This is a genomic window from Thermomicrobiales bacterium (assembly GCA_041390825.1).
In the GTDB taxonomy this organism is placed as follows: Bacteria; Chloroflexota; Chloroflexia; order Thermomicrobiales; family UBA6265; genus JAMLHN01.
In genome coordinates, this window is the sequence record JAWKPF010000007.1 from 118,636 (window position 1) to 140,738 (window position 22,103).

The 22,103-nt window shown below is 62.6% G+C and carries 19 protein-coding genes; 9 read left to right on the forward strand and 10 right to left on the reverse strand.

What is annotated here, in order from left to right:
* Positions 1–63 precede the first annotated feature (63 nt).
* A complete protein-coding gene (locus R2855_03995; protein MEZ4530172.1) occupies positions 64–1,638 on the forward strand; it encodes an FGGY family carbohydrate kinase in 1,575 nt (524 codons plus the stop codon).
* Positions 1,635–3,170 (forward strand): xylulokinase, encoded by a 1,536-nt coding sequence (xylB, locus tag R2855_04000; protein MEZ4530173.1) that lies wholly within the window; start codon positions 1,635–1,637, stop codon positions 3,168–3,170. The genes R2855_03995 and xylB (R2855_04000) overlap by 4 nt, the downstream gene beginning before the upstream one ends.
* Here xylB (R2855_04000) and xylB (R2855_04005) read toward each other — a convergent pair.
* On the reverse strand, positions 3,116–4,570 hold the full coding sequence (xylB, locus tag R2855_04005) for a xylulokinase (GenBank protein MEZ4530174.1): 1,455 nt from the start codon (positions 4,568–4,570) through the stop codon (positions 3,116–3,118). The genes xylB (R2855_04000) and xylB (R2855_04005) overlap by 55 nt on opposite strands.
* Positions 4,571–4,659: 89 nt before the next feature.
* Between xylB (R2855_04005) and R2855_04010 the strand changes: the two genes are divergently transcribed.
* The gene (locus R2855_04010; GenBank protein MEZ4530175.1) at positions 4,660–5,727 is read left to right on the forward strand and encodes a hypothetical protein; all 1,068 of its coding nucleotides are present in this window, start codon (positions 4,660–4,662) and stop codon (positions 5,725–5,727) included.
* A gap of 68 nt (positions 5,728–5,795) precedes the next feature.
* On the opposite strand, the gene R2855_04015 is transcribed toward R2855_04010, so the two are convergent.
* Complete coding sequence (locus R2855_04015; GenBank protein ID MEZ4530176.1) at positions 5,796–6,521, reverse strand: hypothetical protein; 726 nt, start codon at positions 6,519–6,521, stop codon at positions 5,796–5,798.
* A gap of 166 nt (positions 6,522–6,687) precedes the next feature.
* Between R2855_04015 and R2855_04020 the strand changes: the two genes are divergently transcribed.
* Both R2855_04020 and R2855_04025 read left to right on the forward strand, forming a co-directional pair.
* Positions 6,688–7,587: a 3-hydroxyacyl-CoA dehydrogenase family protein gene (locus R2855_04020; protein ID MEZ4530177.1), complete on the forward strand. Its 900-nt coding sequence runs from the start codon at positions 6,688–6,690 to the stop codon at positions 7,585–7,587.
* Positions 7,588–7,591: 4 nt separating this feature from the next.
* Complete coding sequence (locus R2855_04025; GenBank protein ID MEZ4530178.1) at positions 7,592–7,909, forward strand: EthD family reductase; 318 nt, start codon at positions 7,592–7,594, stop codon at positions 7,907–7,909.
* Positions 7,910–7,921: 12 nt separating this feature from the next.
* On the opposite strand, the gene R2855_04030 is transcribed toward R2855_04025, so the two are convergent.
* Genes R2855_04030 through R2855_04060 form a run of 7 tightly spaced genes read right to left on the reverse strand, consistent with a single transcriptional unit; the run spans position 7,922 to position 16,582 of the window.
* The gene (locus R2855_04030) at positions 7,922–8,497 is read right to left on the reverse strand and encodes a GTPase domain-containing protein (protein MEZ4530179.1); all 576 of its coding nucleotides are present in this window, start codon (positions 8,495–8,497) and stop codon (positions 7,922–7,924) included.
* A 2-nt stretch (positions 8,498–8,499) separates the two neighbouring features.
* Positions 8,500–9,573 carry a phosphoribosylformylglycinamidine cyclo-ligase gene (gene purM / locus R2855_04035; GenBank protein ID MEZ4530180.1) on the reverse strand — a complete coding sequence of 358 codons (1,074 nt, stop codon included), beginning with the start codon at positions 9,571–9,573 and terminating at the stop codon, positions 8,500–8,502.
* 58 nt (positions 9,574–9,631) lie between these two features.
* The gene (gene hflX / locus R2855_04040; GenBank protein MEZ4530181.1) at positions 9,632–11,071 is read right to left on the reverse strand and encodes a GTPase HflX; all 1,440 of its coding nucleotides are present in this window, start codon (positions 11,069–11,071) and stop codon (positions 9,632–9,634) included.
* Positions 11,072–11,108: 37 nt separating this feature from the next.
* Positions 11,109–12,503 carry a lyase family protein gene (locus R2855_04045; GenBank protein ID MEZ4530182.1) on the reverse strand — a complete coding sequence of 465 codons (1,395 nt, stop codon included), beginning with the start codon at positions 12,501–12,503 and terminating at the stop codon, positions 11,109–11,111.
* Complete coding sequence (lgt, locus tag R2855_04050) at positions 12,500–13,333, reverse strand: prolipoprotein diacylglyceryl transferase (GenBank protein MEZ4530183.1); 834 nt, start codon at positions 13,331–13,333, stop codon at positions 12,500–12,502. The genes R2855_04045 and lgt overlap by 4 nt, the downstream gene beginning before the upstream one ends.
* Positions 13,334–13,337: 4 nt before the next feature.
* The gene (locus tag R2855_04055; protein ID MEZ4530184.1) at positions 13,338–14,309 is read right to left on the reverse strand and encodes a carbohydrate kinase; all 972 of its coding nucleotides are present in this window, start codon (positions 14,307–14,309) and stop codon (positions 13,338–13,340) included.
* Positions 14,306–16,582: a bifunctional (p)ppGpp synthetase/guanosine-3',5'-bis(diphosphate) 3'-pyrophosphohydrolase gene (locus R2855_04060; GenBank protein ID MEZ4530185.1), complete on the reverse strand. Its 2,277-nt coding sequence runs from the start codon at positions 16,580–16,582 to the stop codon at positions 14,306–14,308. The genes R2855_04055 and R2855_04060 overlap by 4 nt, the downstream gene beginning before the upstream one ends.
* Before the next feature lie 155 nt (positions 16,583–16,737).
* Here R2855_04060 and R2855_04065 point away from each other — a divergent pair, with 155 nt between their 5' ends.
* Positions 16,738–17,991 carry a molybdopterin molybdotransferase MoeA gene (locus R2855_04065; protein ID MEZ4530186.1) on the forward strand — a complete coding sequence of 418 codons (1,254 nt, stop codon included), beginning with the start codon at positions 16,738–16,740 and terminating at the stop codon, positions 17,989–17,991.
* A 6-nt stretch (positions 17,992–17,997) separates the two neighbouring features.
* Here R2855_04065 and R2855_04070 read toward each other — a convergent pair whose 3' ends face one another.
* Complete coding sequence (locus tag R2855_04070) at positions 17,998–18,972, reverse strand: GNAT family N-acetyltransferase (protein MEZ4530187.1); 975 nt, start codon at positions 18,970–18,972, stop codon at positions 17,998–18,000.
* 77 nt (positions 18,973–19,049) lie between these two features.
* Between R2855_04070 and R2855_04075 the strand changes: the two genes are divergently transcribed.
* The 3 genes from R2855_04075 to cysK all read left to right on the forward strand — a co-directional run bounded on the left by R2855_04075 (position 19,050) and on the right by cysK (position 22,095).
* Positions 19,050–20,273, forward strand: a complete 1,224-nt coding sequence (locus R2855_04075) for a thiolase family protein (protein ID MEZ4530188.1) — start codon at positions 19,050–19,052, stop codon at positions 20,271–20,273.
* Positions 20,270–20,995 (forward strand): molybdopterin converting factor subunit 1, encoded by a 726-nt coding sequence (moaD, locus tag R2855_04080; GenBank protein MEZ4530189.1) that lies wholly within the window; start codon positions 20,270–20,272, stop codon positions 20,993–20,995. Before R2855_04075 ends, moaD begins: the two co-directional genes overlap by 4 nt.
* Before the next feature lie 68 nt (positions 20,996–21,063).
* A complete protein-coding gene (cysK, locus tag R2855_04085) occupies positions 21,064–22,095 on the forward strand; it encodes a cysteine synthase A (protein MEZ4530190.1) in 1,032 nt (343 codons plus the stop codon).
* The last annotated feature ends 8 nt before the right edge of the window (positions 22,096–22,103 follow it).

Below are 22,103 nucleotides of genomic sequence, written 5' to 3' on the forward strand. Positions count from 1 at the left end.
ATGTTCTCGACGCGGCTCTTCGAATCTCCGCGCGGTGCTGTGGGAGAATAGCCAGCGTAGTGTTTGGCCGACAATCGAGGTGGCTCCGGGTTGGTTGGAACGACTGGCGATGACGACCTGATTCTTGGAATCGACCTGGGAACCACATCCACGAAGGCCGTCGCGTACGACACGCGCGGCCGCATGGTGGCGACTGCATCCCAGCCAACCACAACGCACTACCCGCGTCCGCTCTGGGCCTACTTCGAACCCGATGAGCTTTGGGGCGCGGTTGCTGCTGCGGTCAGAAGCGTGGTCTCGCAGATCAGCGACCCTGCGCGGATCAAATCGGTTGCGGTCGCGAGCTTTGCGGAGGCCGGCGTGCCGGTCGATGCCAACGGCAGACCAACCTACGACGTGATCGCATGGTTCGACCGGCGCACGATCCCGCAAGCGGACTGGTTACTGGAAACCGTCGGGGAACAGCGGCTCTTCGAGCGGTCCGGTTTGGCGCTGCAGCCGATCTTCACCCTCTGCAAATTGCTTTGGTTGAAGGAGAACGAGCCAGACGCCTGGCGCCGCACCCGGGGCTGGCTGATGGCCGACAGCTACATCGCGTGGCGGCTCGGCGGAGCGCCCGCCAGCGACTACTCGCAAGCTGCCCGCACCCTGGCCTTCGATTTGCAGCGATTGACCTGGGATACCGATCTCGTCGAACGAGTCGGAATCGACCCGGCGATTCTCTCACCAGTCATGCCAGCGGGCACTGCGATTGGGGTCGTCGGCAAGGACGGAGCCAGTGCCACCGGACTGAGGGAGGGCACGGTTATCGGCCTGGGCGGCCACGACCATGTCTGCGGCGCGTTTGCCGCGGGAGTCACGCAACACAGCGCAGTGCTCGATTCGATGGGCACGGCCGAGGCGCTCTTCGTGGCGCTCGATGCCCCTATCTGGGATCAGGACTTTGGCCGAGCGGGCTACACGCAAGGCGCACATGTTGTCGCTGGCAAGTACTACGGCTTCGGCGGGTTGTACACCTCTGGCGCCTCCATCGACTGGATCCGCAGCATCACCGGCCGCGAAGACCGGATGGCGCTTTCTGGCGAAGCAGGGTCGGTTCCTGCCGGAAGCAATGGGGTCACGTTTCTTCCCCACCTTCGGCTCGGCGGACCACCGAACATCGATGGCCGCTCGCGAGGAGCGTTCCTGGGACTGACGACTGACATCGATCAGGGCGCGTTGGTGCGCGCCGTCTACGAGGGCCTGGCCTACGAAGCGCGATTCTCGGTCGAACCACTGGTTGCCTTTGCCGGTTCCAAAGTGCTCCCCGACTTCACGGTGATCGGCGGCAGCGCGCGCAACGACCTGCTCTTGCAGATCAAGGCTTCGGTGACCAATCGACCGCATCATGTGATGGCCATCCATGAAGCCACCGCGCTGGGCAGCGCCTTGCTCGGAGGACTGGCGGCAGGCATCTATCGTGACGCCGCCGAGGTGCAATCCACCATCGAGTTGGAAAGCACAACGATCGAACCCGATCCAGCCGCGGCCGAGTTCTACGAGGAGTTCTACCAAACCGTCTACAAGCAGCTGTATGCCACGCTCAAACCGCTCAACCATTTGATCTACGCGCAAGTGGTCGACGAGGACGCAGCATGACCAGGCCGGCCGTGCTCGCAATCGATCTCGGCACCGGATCGGTCAAGGCGTTGGTCGTCGACGAACACTGCACGGTGCTGGGCAAGTCATCTGCCCAGTATCTCGTCTATCGACCGCACGAAGGGTGGGCGGAACAACATCCCGATGAATGGTGGCACGCCACGGTCGAAGCAGTTCGGCAGGCTTGTCAGGTGGCTGGCAACGTCGAGATCGTTGCCATCAGCTTGAGTGGACAGATGCACGGAACGGTGCTGTTGGATGAAGCAGGGACGCCCGTCCGACCCGCGATCATCTGGGAGGATCGTCGGAGCGCCGAACAGGTACGGCGCCTCACCGAAGTGGTTGGCGCTGAACCCTTGATCGAACGTTGCGGAAGCCCGGTCGCGACCGGTTTCCAGGCCGCAACCCTCGCCTGGCTCTCCGAACATGAACCCGCCGCGCTCGCACAGACCGCGGTCGTGCTGCTGCCGGCGGACTATCTTCGGTTTCGACTTGTTGGCCGGTATGCGACCGAACCCAGCGACGCCTCCAGCACGCTTCTCTTCGACGTTCGACAGCGAGCGTGGTCGCCGGAGGTGGTGCGCGCAGTCGGCATCGATATCTCGCGTCTACCAGTCGTTCTTCCATCGACAGCGATGACCGGCGAGTTGACTGCCGAGGCCGCAGCCGCGCTCGGCTTACCAATTGGGACGCCTGTCGCTGGTGGGGGTGCGGATGCTCCACTTGCGGCACTGGCAGCGGGCGCAACTGCGAGCGACACCCTGCTGCTCACGATCAGCACCGGTTCGCAGGCGATCCTTCCGGCCGAGTTGCCCGTTGTCGATCCCAGGGGACGTATCCACACCTGGTGCAGCCTGGCAGAACCGGGTTCGGGACTTCCGGGCTGGTATCAAATGGGGGCAACACTCGCGTCTGGACGGGCGCTGCGCTGGCTGCGAGACGAGATCATGGCGGCGGGCATGGATGAGATCGACACCTTGGTCGATCCGATTCCGCCGGGTTCGGAAGGACTCATCTTTCTTCCCTACCTGAACGGAGAGCGCACCCCGCACATGGACCCCGACGCGACCGGCGAGTTCATAGGGCTCACGGCGAATCATGGGCAGGCGGAACTGACGCGATCGGTCATGGAGGGCTCGGTGTTCGCGCTCCTGGATGCCTTCCAGGTTCTCCGAGAGCTCGGCGGGTCGCCGGAACGCATCGTGCTCGCCGGTGGGGGGGCGCGCAGTCGCGTCTGGACACAGATCGTCGCGGACATTTTCGACTTGCCGGTCGACCCTCTGGTGGAGTCGGAAGGATCCGCCATGGGCGCCGCCATTGTGGCGGGAACAGCAGTCGGCTGGTACGACCTGGAAAGCGGTTCGCATCGATCGGCGCGCAATGGGCCACGAGTCGAACCCAATTCGCGATCAGCGGAGATCTATCGAGCGTTGCATCCGATCTTCCGGCGAGCCTACCTGGCGTTGCGCGACGATATTCACGCGCTGGGCGCAATTGCCGCCCGCGCCCGCTTGGCATCGATCAGCGCCTGACGCTCGGCCATGCGGAAGCGGTCACCGAGACCGGCCCGTGGAACGGCATTCGCAACCACTTCCGGCCGCCATCGCTCAGAAAGCTCGACAACCGGCACGCCGGTCGCGACCGAAGCGGCCTGGATCGCAGCGCCCAGCGCGACATGTTCCTTGCCTCCGAGCACCCGCACGGGAAGTCCGGTCGCGTCGGCAATTGCTTGCTGCCACGTGGCATGCGCCGAACCACCGCCCACCAACACGATCTCCGGAGCATCGATATCGAGCCGACGCAGAGCGGCCAGGCAGTACGCCAACCCGGCCGCGACGCCATCGACTGCCGCTCGGGCCAGCAGTGCCGGATTCAGGTTCGACGTACCGACCCCCAGCAGCGAACCGGTTGCATGTGGCAGGTTGGGAGTCCGCTCGCCGCCGAGATACGGCATCAGGAGCAACCCGTTCGCGCCCGGTTCGATCTCCCTTGCGCGGTCGAGCGCTTCGATCAACGGAGTTTGCGTCAGCCGGGCGACATCCTCGACGACCCGGGTGCAATTGAGCATGCACGCGAGCGGCAGGAACCGCCCGGTCGCATCGGCAAACCCGCAAACTTCCCCGGTTGGGTCGGCAGTTGGCTCGTCCCACACCGAGTAGACCGTGCCGCTGGTGCCAAGACTGACAACCACATGGCCTGGCGCCGCGCCGATCCCGAGCGCCGCGCCCATGTTGTCCCCTGTGCCTGCTCCCACCGGAATTCCGGGCCGCAAACCCAGGAACGCCGCTGCTTCTCGCGTCAGGTGCCCCGCGGATTCGTTGGGACCGAGCACCTCAGGGATACGCACCCGCGATGCGAACGATTCGCCCGCTGCCAGCGCCAGCAACTGCCGCCTGGGAGTTTCGGAGATGGGGCTCCACCAACCCGATCCCGATGCCTCGCCACGATCAGAGACAAGGTTGCCGGTCAGCCTCCAGGTCAGCCAGTCGTGCGGCAGGCAAATCGCCTCGATCGCGCTCAGCGCCTCAGGTTCCGTGCGGGCGAGATGCGCAACCTTGGCGATCGTGACCGAGGCCACCAGCCGGGTGCCTGTTTCGGCGGCGAAGTTTGCTTCCTGGTTCAGGCGTTCAGCGTCGGATGCGGCATCGGTATTGTTCCAAAGCGGCGCCGGACGAAGCGGTGTGCCCGCTGCATCGGCCGCGACAAATCCATGCTGCTGCCCCGCCACAGAGATGCCGACCACCGGCCATCCCTCGGCGACGATCGGTTCGACCGCGATGCGCAGCGCTTCCCACCAGTCGCCAGGCCACTGGGTGTCGCGGCCAGAATGCGGCGCCCGTCCCTCGGCCACGATCTGTCCAGTCGCCAGATCGACCGCCACCGCCTTGGTGGACTGTGTGCTGGAATCCAATCCCAGAACGACCTCGTTCATCGAACCTCCTCGTCTCACGTGTTGGTCCGCTATTCTGACGTCAACGTCCGCTGGGCGCACAGCGGATTCGGACCAAGGAGCATCATCCTGTGAAGTGGTATCCACTGCAGCTGTCGTTTCACGTTCGCACCTACACCTTTGGTGAACGCCTGATTCCCGACATGCTCGGCAAGACCGGCGTGCCCGAGGGAATCGTGGCTGAAACCTGGGAGATCAGCGATCAGAAAGACGCACGGGCGACGATTCTCAACGGATCGCTCGCGGGCCAGCCGTTTCACGATGTCGTGATGCAGTATCCGGAAGAAATCGTCGGACAAGGGTGGAGCGGTCCGCACTTCCCATTGCTTGCGAAGTTCCTCGATGCGTCGAACATGCTGCCAGTGCATCTGCATGCTGATGATGAAACCGCCGCGGCGGTCTACGCCGAGCCAAACGGCAAGAGCGAAGCCTGGCACATCCTCTGGGCCGATCCGAACGCGACGATTCTGGCAGGTATCAAGGACGGCGCAACCAACGACGAACTCGTCGAAGCGTTCAAGCGGCAAGACTATGCTGGCGTCATGTATGAGTATCCGATCGCGCCGGGAGACACGGTCTATGTTCCGGGTGGTGTTCTGCACTCGTTTGGACCGAACACGCTTATCTTCGAGATCCAGCAAACCTCGGATCTGGCGCAGAATGTCATGCCAATCGACCTGCTCGGGAATCAATACCCGGAGGAACAGTGGGATGCCAACATTGCGCAGACGCTGGCGGAGCTCAAGCGCGATTATCGTCCCGTTCCGAATCCTGGCCTGACGATCGAGCGCGGCCAGAACCGCTATCGCTACTGCTGCGCTGGGCCGTACTTTGCACTCGAGCGTTGGTCACTGCGGGAAACCCATCGCGAATCCGCTCATCCCGATCGATGCCTGACCATCTCGTGCGTAGGCGATGCTGTCGAGCTTCACTACTCCGGCGGTAGCCTGCGACTCGATCGGGCCACCTCCTGTGTGATTCCGGCTGCCCTGGGTGAGTTCTCGATCGAGCCGTCAGGCGTGGGGGACCTCATCGTTTGCTATCTCCCCGACCTGGCAGAAGATGTCATTGCCCCTCTTGCGGTTGCCGGATACACCAGCGAGCAGATCGCCGCGCTTGGTGTCATCCCGAACGCATAGCCAAACCAAGCAGCAACGAAAACGAGGCCCCGGATTGGGGCCTCGTCGAATCGTCAATCGTGTTGTGTCTAGAAGGGGACGATACTCGACCAGAGCAGGTCGGCTTCGGCCCGCAACGAGGGCTCCGCTGCCTCCACGCTGATAGTGGTGGTGACCACTTCGGGATCGCCGCTTCCGCCAGAACCTGCAGCGCTCACGGACGAACCACCTGTTCCAGATGAGCTCGAACCGCCTCCCGACGTGGACCCGCCGCCGGTTCCACCGCCCGCCGACGATCCGCCGCCGCTACCGCCACTCCCGCCGCTGTTGGAGCCGCCAATGCTGTTGCCGCCATTACCGCCAACCGCGTCGCCGGAAACCGCGCTACCGCCGTTCCCGCCGTTGCCTCCGGCTCCGCCGCCACCGCCAACGCCGTTGCCAGCGTTCGCTGTGCCGCCATTGGCGCCAGTTCCGTCACCGCCGGTGGCCGAGCCGCCAGTTGCTCCCCCACCATCACCTCCGGTGTTGCCACCGCCTGAGGTGCTGCCGCCATCGGTGCCTCCGGAACCCGCGCTGCCGCCGGCTCCGTCGCCACCGGTGCCCGAGCCGCCAGTGCTCGAACCACCGCTGCCGGAACCACCTTGTCCGTCACCGCCAACGCCGTCGCCACCGGTCGAATCGCTCCCATCCTCGCCCTGGGCGAAAACGCGCGCGGGACCAGAGAGTGCCGCGAAGGCAAGCGCGGCGATTCCAAATCGCTTGAGGAGAAGTCGCCGATTCAGAAGCGAATCGGACTCATGCACGAACGAAGCCATTATGTTCCACTCCCATAGCCAGCGCCGGCATGCAGAGATGCAAGCGTGATTCTTCGCCGGGCAGTCGTTCCGGATCTACCCACTTCACCCTATCACGCTCAAATCTCAGCCGCAAGCCGCCTCTATACTGCCGAAACGGAACAACGCGGACTTCCGGAGGGTTGGAATGAATCAGATTGGCAAGGTTGCGGTTATCGGAGCGGGGACGATGGGCGCGCAGATCGCGTCGCTCGCGGCGATCTCCGGATATACCGTGTCGCTGTGGGACGCGCTGGACACCGCCCTCGAGCGCGGAATGGACCGAGCCGAGAGCGAAATCTTGCCAAACATTGGCGCCCAGCGGGGGCTCGGAACAACCGAAGTGGCGTCCGGACTGGGAAGGCTCACGACTGCGGGGTCGATGGCGGAGGCGGTCGACGGCGCGCAGCTCGTGATCGAGGCGGTGCGAGAAGAGATCGAGGTCAAGCGGGCAGTCTTTTCCGATCTGTCGCGCATGACAGACGCCATTCTGGGAACGAACTCGTCATCGATCCCCTCGTCGTTGATTGCCCCCGCGGTGGAACGACCCGAACGTCTGTTGAACATGCACTTCTTCGCGCCAATCTGGGTGCGCTCGATGCTCGAGCTGATGAGTTGCGGCGCAACGAGCGACGAGACAATACAGACCGCGCGTGACCTCGGAGTCTCGCTTGGCCTTGTCACTGCGATCGTCAACGGTGAAAGCAAGGGTTTCATCATCAACCGCATCTGGCGAGCGGTCAAGCGGGAATCGTTGGCGGTGGTCGACGCAGGAGTAGCGTCTCCCGAGGATGTCGACCGACTGTGGATGATGTTCTTCCAAACGCAGTACGCACCGTTCGGGATCATGGATATGGTCGGCCTCGATGTCGTCTCGGACATCGAAACCAGCTACCAGCTCGTTTCGCAGGACCCGACCGATACGCCGTCGGCAACACTCGCTCGCATGATTGCGGCTGGCGAACTTGGTGAAAAGACGGGCAAGGGATTCTACGAACACCCAAATCCGAAGTACCTCGAACCAACCTTCCTGACTGGTGAGGAGTAGCGCGATGTTCACGGTTGTCTGGCTGGTCAAGAAACGCGCCGACATGACGCAAGAGGAGTTCGCCCGATACTGGATCGACGAGCACACCCCCCTCACCGCCGCAACGCCGGGTATCCGCGCCTATCGCTGCTATCCAATGACGTCATACGACGGATCGGCGCCTGCGTTCGACGCGATTGCCTTCGCCCAGTTCGATGATGAAGCGTCCTGGCGCGCCGCCGAGCTATCGCCCGAGTTACAGGCCGCCATCGCGGACGCGGTGAATTTTCAGACGGTGGAACAGACGCAAGGCTTCTACGCCGAGGAGCACATCATCGTCTGAAACGCGAATCGGCTAAAGTGACTGCGCGACCAGCTTCGTGATCGTTTGCAGCGAGTCGACAACGCCGCGTTTGTTGAGCGCTGACGAAAAGGTCTCCGGGTATCCATCCGCGTTGAGCGCCTGCCGAGTTTCCACGAGCGACGACTCGTCGACGAGGTCCACCTTGTTGTACTGGATCACGAGCGGAAACGCGCCGGGCGATTTCTGCAGACGGGCGAGCGCGGCCAGGAGCTCGTCCAGGCTCTCGGCATTCTCGGCCAAACGATCTGGCTGCGCGTCTGCCAGAAACACCACTCCGTCCGCACCGGAAAGCACCGCGTTGCGGGCATCCTCGCTGCCTTCATTACCTGCCACGGAATAGAGCTGAAACCGCACTCGGTAGTCGCCCACCTTTCCGGCGTCGATCGGCAGATTGTCGAAAAGCACCGTGCGGCCGCTATCGTTTTCGATCGATGTGAGGGCATTGCGCTGCTTCTCCGGGATGAGATCGTGCACGGCCCGCAAAAATGTTGTCTTCCCACTCTGCCCGGGACCGTAGACCACGATCTTGGCCACGATCTGCTTGTTGTCGAGGTCGATCATCGCCATCGTCAGCTCACCGTCCCATGCTTCGTATGCTCGATAACAACCTGTGGTCCGTCGCTCGCGATCGTCTCACCGATGACAACCGCTCCCGGAATCGCAGCGAGCACATCATCGACGGACGCAGGACGCACCGCCAGCACCATGCCGATCCCCATGTTGAAGGTTCGGTATTGCTCGCGCGGCTCGACACGCCCGGTCTCGACAAGATACGCGAATATCGGATTCACGGCCCAGCACCGCTGATCGAGATGCGCTGCGACACCGTTGGGCAACATGCGCGGCACATTGTCGATCAACCCGCCCCCGGTGATATGCGCGATGCCAAGAATCTGTTCCGAGCGAAGCAATGGGTAGACCTCGGAAAAGTAGCTGAGGTGCGGCGCCAGCAACGCGTCGCCGATCGACTCGCCTGATCCGCCGGGAAGCGGTCGCGACAGCTGTTCCAGATCATTCTCTCCAGTCAAACCAACGATCAATCGGGCCAGACTGTAGCCATTGGTATGGAGCCCAGAGGATGGCAAACCGATCAGGGCATCTCCCGGCCGAATACGAGATCCATCGATGAAGTCGTCCGGCGCAACTTCGCCCACGATGAATCCGGCCGCGTCGTACTCGCCAACAGCATACAGGCCGGGCATTTCGGCGGTTTCTCCACCGATCAACGCCGCTCCATTGGCAGCACACGCCTCCGCCATTCCCTCGACGAGTCCCTCCAGCGCGCCGGAATCGAGTCGTCCCATCGCGACATAGTCGAGAAAAAAGAGAGGGCGCGCGCCACAGGCGAGTATGTCGTTGACACAGTGGTTGACCAGGTCTCCGCCGACCCGCTTGTGCGCCCAACCGCCAATCGAGAACGCCAACTTGATCTTGGTGCCAATGCCATCCGCGCTGGCGATGAGCAAGCGGTCCTCACCAGCAGGGAGCCGAAAAACACCGCCGAAGTGACCGATATCCCCCGCGGTTCCTGCGCCCGCCGTTGCGCGGGCAAAACCGGCAATGGCGCCAAGACTCCTGGCAGCGCGGTCGATATCGACTCCCGCGTCCCGATACGAGATGGTCTTGGGCGATTCAGCGCTCACGATGACTCCCGAGTGCGAGCCTGCCAGTGCATTCAGTCGGCACTAGTCTACGAATCCGCTAGGCAACGGCGTCACGAGCTTCGACGTCCACTTCCATGCTTGCCCCTTCGACGTCGAGTACCGTCAGGTAGGGCTCGAACAGCGAGAGAAGCGCCTCTGGCAACTTGCCAACGAGCACCGTTCCGCGTTCATCGTAGTCGGTCGTCTCCACCCGTCCGGTGCTGTGAAATCGGTCGACCAGATCGTGCCGGGCAAACGGCACAACCAGCTCGACATCGACGAAACGTTGCTCTGCCTCGAGACCGAGCTCGACCTCTCCCAGAAGCGCTTCCACGCCGAAGCCCGTGGCTCCGGAAATCGTCACCACCGGCCATTCGTTGCCGATCGCTTCACGGAGGCGAGCCAGATCTTCGTCAGAAACTGAATCGATCTGGTCTGCCTTGTTGAGCGCAATCACAGTTGGCTTGCCATCCGCGCCGAGCTCCTCGAGGACCTCGTTGACGGTGGCAAACTGCTCGACCGCATTCGGGTGCGTGACATCGACAACGTGCACCAGCAGGGTTGCCTCGTTGATCTCTTCCAGAGTGGCGCGAAAGGCCGCGATGAGCATGGTCGGCAGATTGTTGATGAAACCGACCGTGTCGGTCATCAGCACGGCCCGGCCGCCAGGCAGCTCGATCCGCCGTGTGGTGGGATCGAGCGTCGCGAAAAGCTTGTCCTCGGCCAACACACCGGCATCCGTCAACCGGTTGAGCAGCGTGCTCTTGCCCGCATTGGTGTAGCCAACCAGCGCCACCACTGCCATCTGCTGATTGCGCCGGTGATCGCGATAGATCTGGCGATGGCGGTGCACATCGGCCAGTTGCCCCTTGATAAAGGCAATGCGCTTGCCGAGTTCCCGGCGGTCCGATTCCAGCTGGGTTTCACCCGGTCCTCGAAGACCGACGCCACCGACCGCCTGTCGCGAAAGGTGCGTCCACATACCGGTCAATCGAGGCAGTCGGTATTCGAGCTGCGCCAGCTCGACCTGGAGACGACCTTCGTGTGTCTGCGCGCGCTTGGCGAAGACGTCGAGGATGAGGGCGGTGCGGTCGATGATCTTGACATCGAGCGCTTTCTCCAGATTGCGTTGCTGGGACGGGGTAAGTTCGTCATTGAAGATGATGAGATCGTAGCCGAGCGCTTCCCGTTCTGCCTTGATCTCTTCCAGCTTGCCTTTGCCCACATACGTGCCGGCGATCGGATGGCTCAGCTTTTGCGTGATTGCTCCGATGACTTCGACATCGACCGTCTCCGCGAGTCTCGCCAGCTCCTCCAGCGAGTCCTGCACATTCCAGGTTTCGCCGTATTTGTCGACGGCGACCAGGAGGGCATGTTCGATTGGCTGACCGGTCGTTCTGCTGGTGTGGGGAATGGGAGTTACCTCATGCGACGAAAGCGAAAACCTTGCGAACGAGAAGTATACGTGGCGCCCGACGGCGACGAACTTAAAGTCCAACCAGCCGCTCGTACCCGTCTGCCCCAGGGCCCGGACCCTAATCCCCCTCACTACCCAATGCGGCCATCGCCGACTCGACCTCGGTCAATGCTGCGCGACGTTCGGCGGTCCACGTCCGGTCGGCGGCAAGAAGCTCCTTCTCCCTGGCCAACCATGCGCGTGTCGCCATCGGCGCCGGTCCTCCCAAGCCAGCCCGACGCTCGATGAATCGGCGGGGCGCAAGGTACTTGCTGATCGATTCGAATTCGACGCCCAATTCCCGCCCAACGACGAGCATCCCGGCAGAATCGATCATCGCGCTGGTGATGCCGCTCGTTTCGATGCTTTCCTCACTCAGCTGACTCATCACCCGGCCAGCCATCGCTTTGGCCTGTGCCGGAGGAATCTGCTCCTCCAGCATGAGATAGTCGGCAAGCTCGACAACGGTGGTGTGATTCCGGTTCGCGCGGTTTGCGAGATAGGCGCGGTTGAAGGCGATTTCGCGATTCAGGAACACCAGGAATCGCTCGATCAACGCATCAGCCAGGTCGAAGGCCAACGCAAACCGGCCGAGCGGAACCGCAAGCTCGGCAAGTGGCTCCATGGCGGCATCTTCGATCCAGCGATCGAGCGTGTCGAGCACTGCCACCAGGTCGATGTCCAGGCGCGCGAGCTCGTCGAATGCCGGAATGACCCGATGCTGCGGCAGCTCGCTGCGCACGCTGGGCGACGCGTCGTGCACGATCAATGACGCCGGGTCGGTTCGGTGCAGCGTCGCGATCTCACGCATGAGGCGGGACACTGGCCGCGCGACTGCCCGCACTGTCTCGACGACCGCTGCGAGATGATCGACAGCGGCTACAGCGTCGAAGGTGTTCTCGATGACTCCATCGAAACCAGCGTTCGCGGCCACAACCTCACGGTCGATTGGCAGGCCGGTCGAGGCCAGCGCTCCCGCGCCAAGCGGCGACTGATTCACCAACGCGAACGCCTGCTGGAGTTTCGCCTGCGCGCGATCGAAGGGACCGATGACCCCGCCCAGGAAATGCGCCAGGGTGGATGGTTGTGCGGCCATACCCTGCTGATAAATCGGCATGATGGTGACGACGTGCTGGAGCGCCAGATCGATCACGTCTTCACGCGCCTGGCCAAGCTGGTCGGCCAACGAAAGCAACCGGTCACGCAGCACCACGCGCGCGTATGCTGCCAGCAGCTCGTTGCCCCCCCGACCTACCTGGCTGGCGCCGGCGAACCCGGGAGGAGACTGCGCGTCCACACGCGCATCGAACTCAACTAACAGGGAGCGCGGATCGTCGAGATCGAAGGAGCCGGAACCGATGCGGTCGACCACACCCGAGATCACCGCAACGGCGGCATCGTCGATCAGTCCCTGCTTTCCAAGCATCGCGACATGCGCGGTCATCAGCAACGCAAATGGTTTGGGCTCGGTCACGCCTCTGCTCCCTGCACGGAGGCATCGAGCTCCGAGACCCGGATTCCCGGCCAGATCGTCCGGCGGCCGATGAACATTGCAGCTCCTATCGCAATCAACGCCCAACTCAGCCAATACGCGGCTGGGAAGGGACCAATCGTCAGGCTATCGGTTCGCAGACTCTCGATACCGAAGCGAACCGCTCCATAGAGTACGCAGTAGATCCAGATCGCGTCGCCTTCGCGCCAGAATGGATGTCTCGGCATCGTGCGCACGACCCAGATGAGCACGAGCGCAATACCCAAATCACACAACGACTCGTAGAGAAAGGTGGGATGGAAAGTCGAGAAGCTGACATATGCCTCAGGCCGGTGAGCGGGATCGATCTCGACCGCCCAGGGCAGATCTGTCGGTCGGCCAAACGCTTCCTGATTCGCCCAATTGCCCCACCTGCCAATCGCCTGTCCCACCGGCAGGGCCGCCACGGTGATATCTCCCCAGGTCAGGAATCGCTGTTCCCGGTGGCGGCAGTAGAGCCAAAGCGCGATCACCCCACCGACGATGGCGCCATGCACCGTCAAACCGCCGAGCCTGACGTTGATCGCCTCGGATGGGTGTTCGAGGTAATACGACCATTTCAGCAGCAGGTAGTAACCACGCGCGCCGATCAGCGCTGCCAGAATGACCCAGGGAGCGGCATCGAGCGGGAAGTCGGGGTCGAGCCCACGGCCGCGCGCCAACCAGCGCATGATGACCAGCGAGGCAACGATGCCAATCAGGATGAAAACGGCATACCAGCGAACAGAGAATCCAAGGACGGAAATGGCAACTGGATCCGAGAGTTTCGGCACGCAATCAACTCTCGTGGGCGGCCAGGAACTCCTGGATCTCGCTGCCGGTCGGAAGTGAGTCGATCGCGCCCTCGCGGGTTGTCGTCAGGGCACCTGCCGCCGATGCGTAGCGGATGTCTTCCGGCGACAGGTTCGTCCAGTTGTTGCCGATCAATCGCGCAATGACAGCCGCCATGAAGGCGTCGCCTGCTCCGGTCGGTTCCCTGGCTTCGATCTCGAACGCCGGAAGGTAGATGACGTCGCCGGTCGGACTGGTGAACCAGGCGCCCCGCGCGCCGTCGGTCAAGACGACGAACCGGTTGCCATATTCCTCCAGCGCTGCGAACGCATCGTCGGCGTTCGCGCTGGGACCGAGCTCGAGCATGAATCGGGCATCGTCGAGACTGAGCTTGAGCAGGGTTGCCGCGGCGAGCGGGCGCTCGCAGGCTGCGCGCGCGGTCGCGCTGTCTGGCCAGATCGTGGGACGCATGTTCACGTCGAAGCAGACTGGCACGCTCCAGGCCCGCGCCAGTTCGACCGCCCGCTCGATCGCGGCGCGAGCGGGCTGGCGGCTCAACGAAACAGAACCGACGACGATTGCCGCGAGTTTGTCCACACCGGCGGCATCAACATCGCTGACATTCAGTTGGATATCGGCCTGGCGCAGCAAACGAAAATGCCCATCGCCCCGTGCGTCCTTCCAGGCCAGCGCCAGCGTCGTGTCCCAGTCCGGGTCCTGGCGAACCCGGGACCGATCGACGCCATTGGCCTCGAGCACCGCAATGAGCCGATCGCCAAACGGGTCGCAACCGACCACCGCGCAGAGTCCGGCATCGATTCCCTGCCGCCTCAATGCGACCGCGACATTGGCGGGCGCGCCCCCCGGCCGCACTGACAGGACTTCCACGTCGAGCAGGCTCGTGGCTCCGCCGGACGCGATCAAATCGATCAACAGCTCGCCGAAGGCGAGCACCTGTCCACCCGGCTGCGTGGTCATGCTGCCGAACTGCGCGCGCCCGACGTGTCGCGGCGCACTTCGTAAACACCCTGTATGCCATCGAGCTTGTGCAGCACGCGGCTCAGCTGACCAACGTCGATAACTTCGACGGTGATATCGATGGTGACCTCACGGTCGTCGTGGGTGCGCGTGTGCGTGTAGAGGATGTTGACGCGCTCGTCGGAAAGCAGGGTCGAGATGTCCTTGAGCAGTCCCACCCGGTCGTTTGCGCGGACTACGATCGGAACGGGGAACGACTGATCGGGTCCCTTCTCGTCCCAGGCGACAGGAATCAAGCGCTCCCGGTCGACAATGTTGGCGACGTTCGGGCAATCGGCGCGATGAACCGTGAGCCCGCGGCCGCGGGTGACATACCCAATGATCTCGTCACCATTCACCGGTCGGCAGCAGGCCGCCAAATTGGTCAACAGATCGCCCACTCCGCCGGCGACGATCCGTTGCGGTGCTCTCGGCTTGGGAATATGCGGCGTGGCCGAAACGACGTCCTTGGCGCCATTCTCGCCCAGCTTGGTTGCAATTGTTTGGGCGGAGATCCCGCCGTACCCGATTGCGGCAAGAAAGTCGTCGATCTTCGTATATCGCGGGAAGTGCGTGAGCACATCGGCGAACTTGTAGTCGAGCCCCAGCCTGCGCAACTCGCTCTGCAGAATCTCGCGACCCTGCTCCACGTTGACATCGCGCTCCTGGCGGCGGAACCACTGACGGATCTTTTCGCGTGCGCCGGCTGTCGTAACGTAACCGTTGTCTTCCTGCAGCCAGTCGCGGCTCGGCCCGACCTTCGACTTACTGGTCATGACTTCGACCACATCGCCGTTCTGGAGCTTGTGGTCGAGCCGGATCATGCGGTCGTTGATCTTGGCGCCGACGCAGTGATGCCCGACCTCGGTATGGATGCGATAGGCAAAATCGAGCGGAGTCGCCCCGGCTGGCAATTCGATGATGTCGCCGCGCGGGGTGAAGACGTAGATCTGGTCCTTGAAAACATCGGACTTGAGCGATTCGACAAACTCTTCCGCGTCGCTGACCTCTTCACGCCACTCCATCAACTGGCGCAACCAGGCAATCTTCGCCTCGACCCGCGCGTCCGACTTGCGGCCTTCCTTGTATCGCCAATGGGCCGCCACACCGTACTCGGCGATCTCGTGCATCTCGGCGGTGCGAATCTGGATTTCGAGCCCATGCCCTTCCGGACCGATGACGGCCGTATGCAGGCTCTGATACATGCTCTCCTTTGGGGTCGCGATGTAGTCGTCGAACTCGCCGGGGATGGGGTGCCACATGGCGTGCACGACACCCAGAGCGCCGTAACAGTCGCGCTTTTCCTCCACCACCATGCGAATACCGATCAGGTCATAGATCTCGTCGATGGTGCGCCGCTTGAGGTTCATCTTCCGATAGATCGAATAGATGTGTTTGGTGCGGCTGGTGAGCGTGGCCTCGATGCCTGCTTCGTTGAGCGCCTCGACGAGGATCTCCTTGACCCGTTCGACATACTCTCGCTCGGACGCGCCGCGTGCCTCGATTCCCTTGCGAATCGTCTCGTATTCATGCGGCAGGAGGAACTTGAATGAAAGGTCTTCCAGCTCGCTCTTGAACTGCCAGATTCCCAGGCGATTGGCGAGCGGGGCGTAGATCTCCATCGTCTGCTGGGCGATGCGTTGCTGCTTCTCGGGCGGCATGAACTGCAATGTGCGCATGTTGTGCAGCCGGTCGGCGAGCTTGATCAGCACGACGCCGATGTCGTCGACCATCGCGAGGAACATTTTGCGCAGGCTTTCGGCCTGCGCTTCCTTTTCCCGCTTCGATTGATCGCCATCGCCCGCCCAAGGCAGTTTGGAGAGCTTGGTGACGCCATTGACAAGGCTGGAGACGCGGGGCCCGAATTCTTTCTCGATGTCGTCGTAGGTGACATCGGTGTCTTCGACCAGATCGTGCAGGAGCGCGCCCGCAATCGTGTCCGAGTCGAGGCGGATTCGCGCCAGGATGAGCGCAACCTCGAGCGGATGCAGCACGAATGGTTCGCCAGAACGGCGCACCATCCCCTGATGGTGCTCGACCGCGAACTCTATGGCGCGTGCAACGGTGTCGAGGCTCTTTTCCGAGAAGTGCTGGGCGCGCACCTCATCCAGCAACGCGTTCGCCAGTTCGGAAACCTGCGGATCCAGCTCGACGACAGCATCGAGCGGGGCCGCCGCGACATCGGCATGCCCGTCCGAAAGGTCAGAGCTGGAAGCGTGTTCGCTCTTCGTCATGGTTGCTACGCGCGTTGCAGAGTTTCCTTCCATGGCAGCCCCAGGAAACTCCTCTGCATTATGTCATTATATCGGGTCTGTCCAGCGGACTCTGCCCACTCCGCCGCGAAGGTGACCGAGATGGTACCATGCGGCCCGATCCGGGAAATCCGCCCATGGCGGACAATCGATGGGTGCATTTCTTGACCTTTCAGGGACCCGAAGACGAGCTCGACCGATTGCGCCATCCGAGTGAGGCGCTGGCAACAGTGCTCTCCCACACGCATCTGCTTCCATCAGAGCAGATTCCGCTGATCGAGGCGTCGGGACGGATCCTTGCGAACGACTTTGTCGCAAGCGCCGACTTTCCCCCATTTGCCGCTTCGACGATGGATGGATACGCCGTCATCGCCAACGATGGGTCTCCCTGGCGCGATGTCGTCGGGGTCCAGTCGGCCGGCAATTTGATCGATGCCGAAGTCACCCCCGGCACTGCAATCAAGATCATGACCGGCGCCCCGCTTCCAAAGGGTGCGGATGCGGTGGTCAAGGTCGAAAACACCGAAATCGCCGATGACAGCGTGATCATCCACCAGGAGTTTGTGGCGCCTGGCGAAAGCGTGCGGCAGATCGGCTCTGATGCACGCGCCGGGCAGTTGCTGGTGCGTGCGGGTTCGAGCATCGGTCCCGCCGAGATCGGCATGCTCGCGACATACGGCGGCGATCCTGTCACCGTGCGGCGCAAGCCCAGGGTCTCCATCGTCTCGACGGGAGATGAGCTGCTCGAACCAGGCGAACCGCTCACTCTGGGGAAGATCCGCGACTCGAATCGCTACATGCTGCGATCCGCGCTCGAATCGATCGGCGCCGAGATCGTTTGGGCCGGAAAACGCCCGGATGTGCGGTCGGAGCTCGAACCGCTGCTGGTTCGCCTGATCGCCGACAGCGACATCGTGCTCACCAGCGGCGGCGTGTCGATGGGTGATCTCGATCTGATAAAGCCGATCCTCCTCGACCTCGCGACCGTGCATTTTCGGCGCGTCTTCCTGAAGCCGGGCAAACCGCTCAACTTTGCGACTGCGGGGCCGACACTGATCTTTGGCCTGCCCGGAAACCCGGTTTCCGCGCTCGTTGGGTTCGAGGTCTTCGTCAAGAGCGCGATCCGGAAGATGACCGGAGCGGGCGAAGGACCGGAAACTGTACGAGTGACCCTGGGCGCCGATACTGAGCCGACCGACCGGGTCGAGTATCAGCGGGCGGTTCTGACAGTCGATGCTGACGGCAAGCTCGTCGCCAGCGCGAACGGTTCCCAGGGTTCTTCGAGATTGGCATCGTTCCTCGGGGCCAACGCCTTGATCGTCATTCCCCCTCGGGAGACGATCTACCGGGCCGGGGAATTGGTCGACGCCATTCTCATCGGCCCGGTCTGATTACTGTTACGCCTCGTCGCGCCAATCGAGCCCGTCGCGCAGCATCTTGCGGTTGGTTTCGTAACTATGCGACTCGGTCATTCCCATCCCGAGATAGAGATCGATCGCGCTTTGGCGATTCTCGGAGTCGACGCCGAGATCGACCTGCTCGATTCCCCGGTCCCAGAATCGACCGAAACTCTCCTGCAGCATGAGCTTTGCGAGTCCCCGCCGACGGTGCGAGGGGACCACGGCGACATAGCCAATCCATCCCGATTCGCCAGTCGGTTTGCCGCAGATCGTGCCGACGATCTGGTCGCCATGCACGAGCTGAATGAGCAAGTCCGGGTCGTATCCGTCAGCCAACCACGATTTCGACCACGACTCGAATGTGCGCGGCGAAGCCGACCAGTGCTCGACGAAGGCTTGCTGGATCGCGTCGAAAAATGCGTGCTTGTCCCGATTCTCCTGGAAGGGTCGGAGTGAATACCCCTCGGGCCAACTGACAGGCTGCGGGCGCGCCTCGAGGTCGATGCGCATGCGTCGGAAGACCTTGAAGACGTCGTAGCCTTTGCTGGCAAGCAACTGCTGGGCAGCCGCGTTGATGGTCGAGGTGTAGTTCAGGATGTCGACCCGGTATCCGTCGGGAGCGGACGAGATGCGGTCGAGCGCGCGCGTTTCGGACCAATCGACGATCCAGCCTCCAAGTCCGCGCCCCTGATGCTCGGGGTGGACATACCCAAACGCCTCCCAGGTCACGCCCTCGCCACCGATCAGCGTCATGCTGGCGACGATTTGGCCGTCAGCATCCTCGACAAGAACAACCGACTGCGCCAGTTCGAGTTCGCTCCATTCTTCCTCGACTTCGGCTTCGTCGAAATCCGGTTCGCCCCATTCACTTATCTCCACCAGATTGAAGAACTCGGTAGCCCTTGGAATGTCGTCCATCGTCGGCGCCACCTCACGATAGCCTTTCGGTAGAGAGTCATTTCGTTCTGGCATTCCCCTTATCCTTTCTCACAAAGTCGCGATTTCCATATTCGCAGTCGATCTCCGACCGCGCGGAACGATAACAACTTATGAGAGACACTTCACTTCCGCCTGCACCGGTCATCGTCGATACCGTGCGCACACCGATTGGCCGCTACGGCGGCGCGTTGGCTGCTGTGCGGCCCGACGATCTTGCAGCGCTCGTCATTTCAGCGATTGTCGATCGGACTGGCGTCGACCCAAATCTGATCGACGATGTCATCCTGGGCTGCACCAACCAGGCCGGTGAGGACAATCGAAACGTCGCTCGCATGGCGTCGTTGATCGCCGGGTTGCCGGAGACAGTGCCTGGCCAAACGGTGAACCGCCTTTGCGCGTCGGGGTTGCAAGCAATCGCATCGGCGGCGCAGGCGATCCGGGCCAGAGAGGGTTCCGTCTTCATCGCGGGTGGGGTCGAGAGCATGACCCGTTCGCCCTACGTGATGTTGAAACCCGGTACTCCCTACCCGCGGGGAGACCTGGGGCTGGTCGATTCGACGCTTGGCTGGCGTTTCGTCAATCCGGAATTGGCCGCTCGTCACCACCCCTATTCGATGGGAGAAACGGCCGAGAATGTCGCCGAGCGATGCGCCGTTTCACGCGAGTCCCAGGATGCCTTCGCGGCTGAAAGCCAGAGACGCGCCGAAGTCGCCATCGCTGAAGGACGCTTCGTGCGAGAGATCGTGCCCGTTCGTGTGCCTGCGAAAAACGGATTCTCCGACGTCTCCATCGACGAGCATCCCAGACCCGGCACCACTGCAGCAGATCTCGCGCGGCTGCGGCCAGTGTTCCGAGAGGGCGGCAGCGTGACGGCAGGCAATTCCAGCGGCATCAACGATGGCGCCGCAGCCGTGCTGGTAGCAGACGCGACGGCAGCAACGGAGTTGGGCCTTCACGCAAAGGCGCGCATTCTCGGCTCGACTGTGGTGGGACTCGATCCCGCGATCATGGGATTGGGTCCGATCGCGGCGACCCGGAAGCTGCTCGGCAGACTGGGGATCTCGGTCGATGAGCTCGATGTCATCGAACTGAACGAGGCGTTTGCTGCTCAGGCTCTGCCCTGCATCGACCAACTTGGCCTCGATCCAGCCAAAGTCAATCCCAACGGCGGGGCAATCGCCCTCGGGCACCCGCTGGGCGCCACCGGCGCGCGCATGATGACCACGCTGGTGCACGAGCTCGAGCGAAGTGGCGGCCGCTACGGACTGGCCACACTGTGTATTGGCACCGGCCAGGGGATGGCCATGCTCATCGAACGACTGGACCAGGCATGATCACGATTCAGATGCGTTACTTCGCCTTCGTGCGCGAACAGCTGGGGACATCGAAAGAAACCATCGAGCTGGCAAACGGCTCGACAGTAGGACAGGCGCTCGATCTCGTGCTGGCTCGCTCCCCAAGGCTCCTGAACGCGCAATCGGCCATGATGGTGATGGTGAATCAATCGTATCAACCACGTGAGCACGTGCTGGCCGACGGTGACGAGGTGGCAATCATCCCTCCGGTGAGCGGGGGAAGCGAGCAGAAGCGTTTCCTTGTGACCGAAGACGTCATCGATCCGCGTGACGTCGAAGCGCTCGTCGTCGACGACGCCGCTGGCGCGCTCGTCACCTTTGCCGGGACGGTGCGGGACCATGCGCGTGGCAAGTCGGTAACCGCGCTCGAATATGAGGCCTATCCTCCGGCGGCCGAGAAGATGCTGGAGCAGATCGGCGCCGAGATCCTCGAGCGTTGGGGGTTGCGCAATGTCGCCATCGCGCACCGCTACGGGTTGCTGCAAGTCGGCGAAACGAGCGTGGTGATCGCCGTTTCATCGGCACACCGTGATGCGGCATTCGACGCCTGTCGCTATGCCATCGAGCGAATCAAGGTGCTGGTGCCGATTTGGAAACGCGAAGTTTATGAAGATGGCGCGGTCTGGATCGGAAGTGAAGCCGAGTACCAGGTGGAGACGGGGCGAGTTGCCGCCGAGGACGTGCCAGCCGGACAAAGTTGATAGAGAACTCAGTTTCTGCTAGTTTCCTCGCCGAGCGCACATGCGACCGCGCCGCGGAGACGAACGTCATGCCTGTCCTCGATATTTCCGAATCCGATCTCGTTCGCCGGACGCGTCCCGCGATCGCCGACGACGCCACCGAGCTGATTGGAAACACTCCGCTCCTGCGGCTCTCACGATTTGCGCCCGATACGCCGGGGCGCCTGGTCGGCAAGCTGGAAGCTTTATCGCCCGGCTATTCGGTCAAGGACCGCATTGGGGTTGCGATGATCCTGGACGCTGAAGCGAAAGGACTCATCACTCCCGGCAAGACGACGATCATCGAACCAACCAGCGGCAACACGGGCATCGCGCTTGCCTGGGTCGCCGCTTCGCGCGGATATCGCCTGATCCTCACCATGCCGGAAAGCATGAGTCTGGAGCGACGGGTGCTCCTCCTCGCCTACGGCGCGGAACTCGTGCTGACGCCTGCGGCCGATGGCATGGTCGGCTCGATCTGGAAGGCAGAGGAGCTGATGGAGGCGATCCCCGACTCCTGGATGCCGATGCAGTTCGAAAACCCCGCCAACCCCGCCATCCATAACCGCACGACCGCGGTCGAGCTTTGGCAGGACACAAACGGGGCGATCGACATTCTGGTCGGCGGAGTTGGAACCGGAGGAACCATCACTGGCGTCGGACAGGTGCTCAAGAGTCTCAAGCCATCGTTCCAGGTCATAGCCGTCGAGCCAGCCGAGTCTCCATTTCTGGCCGGAGGTGAGGCGGCGCCTCACAAGATCCAGGGGATCGGCGCCAACTTCGTCCCGCCGGTGCTGGACACCGATCTCATCGACGAAATCGTTCATGTGCCGGGCGATGCGGCTATGGAAGCCGCGCGCGAGCTCATGGTCACCGAAGGGATTCTGGCCGGGATTTCGGCCGGAGCGGCTGTCTACGCGGGACGTGAACTGGCGAGGCGCGACGAGAACCAGGGCAAGCTGATCGTTGCGATCTTGCCGGACACGGGTGAGCGCTACCTGAGCACGCCCCTCTTCTCCGACTTGCGTGACAAGGCGTCCACCATGCCGACGTCGGTGCTCACTGCCGGGACGTCCAGGTAGGCTTTTGT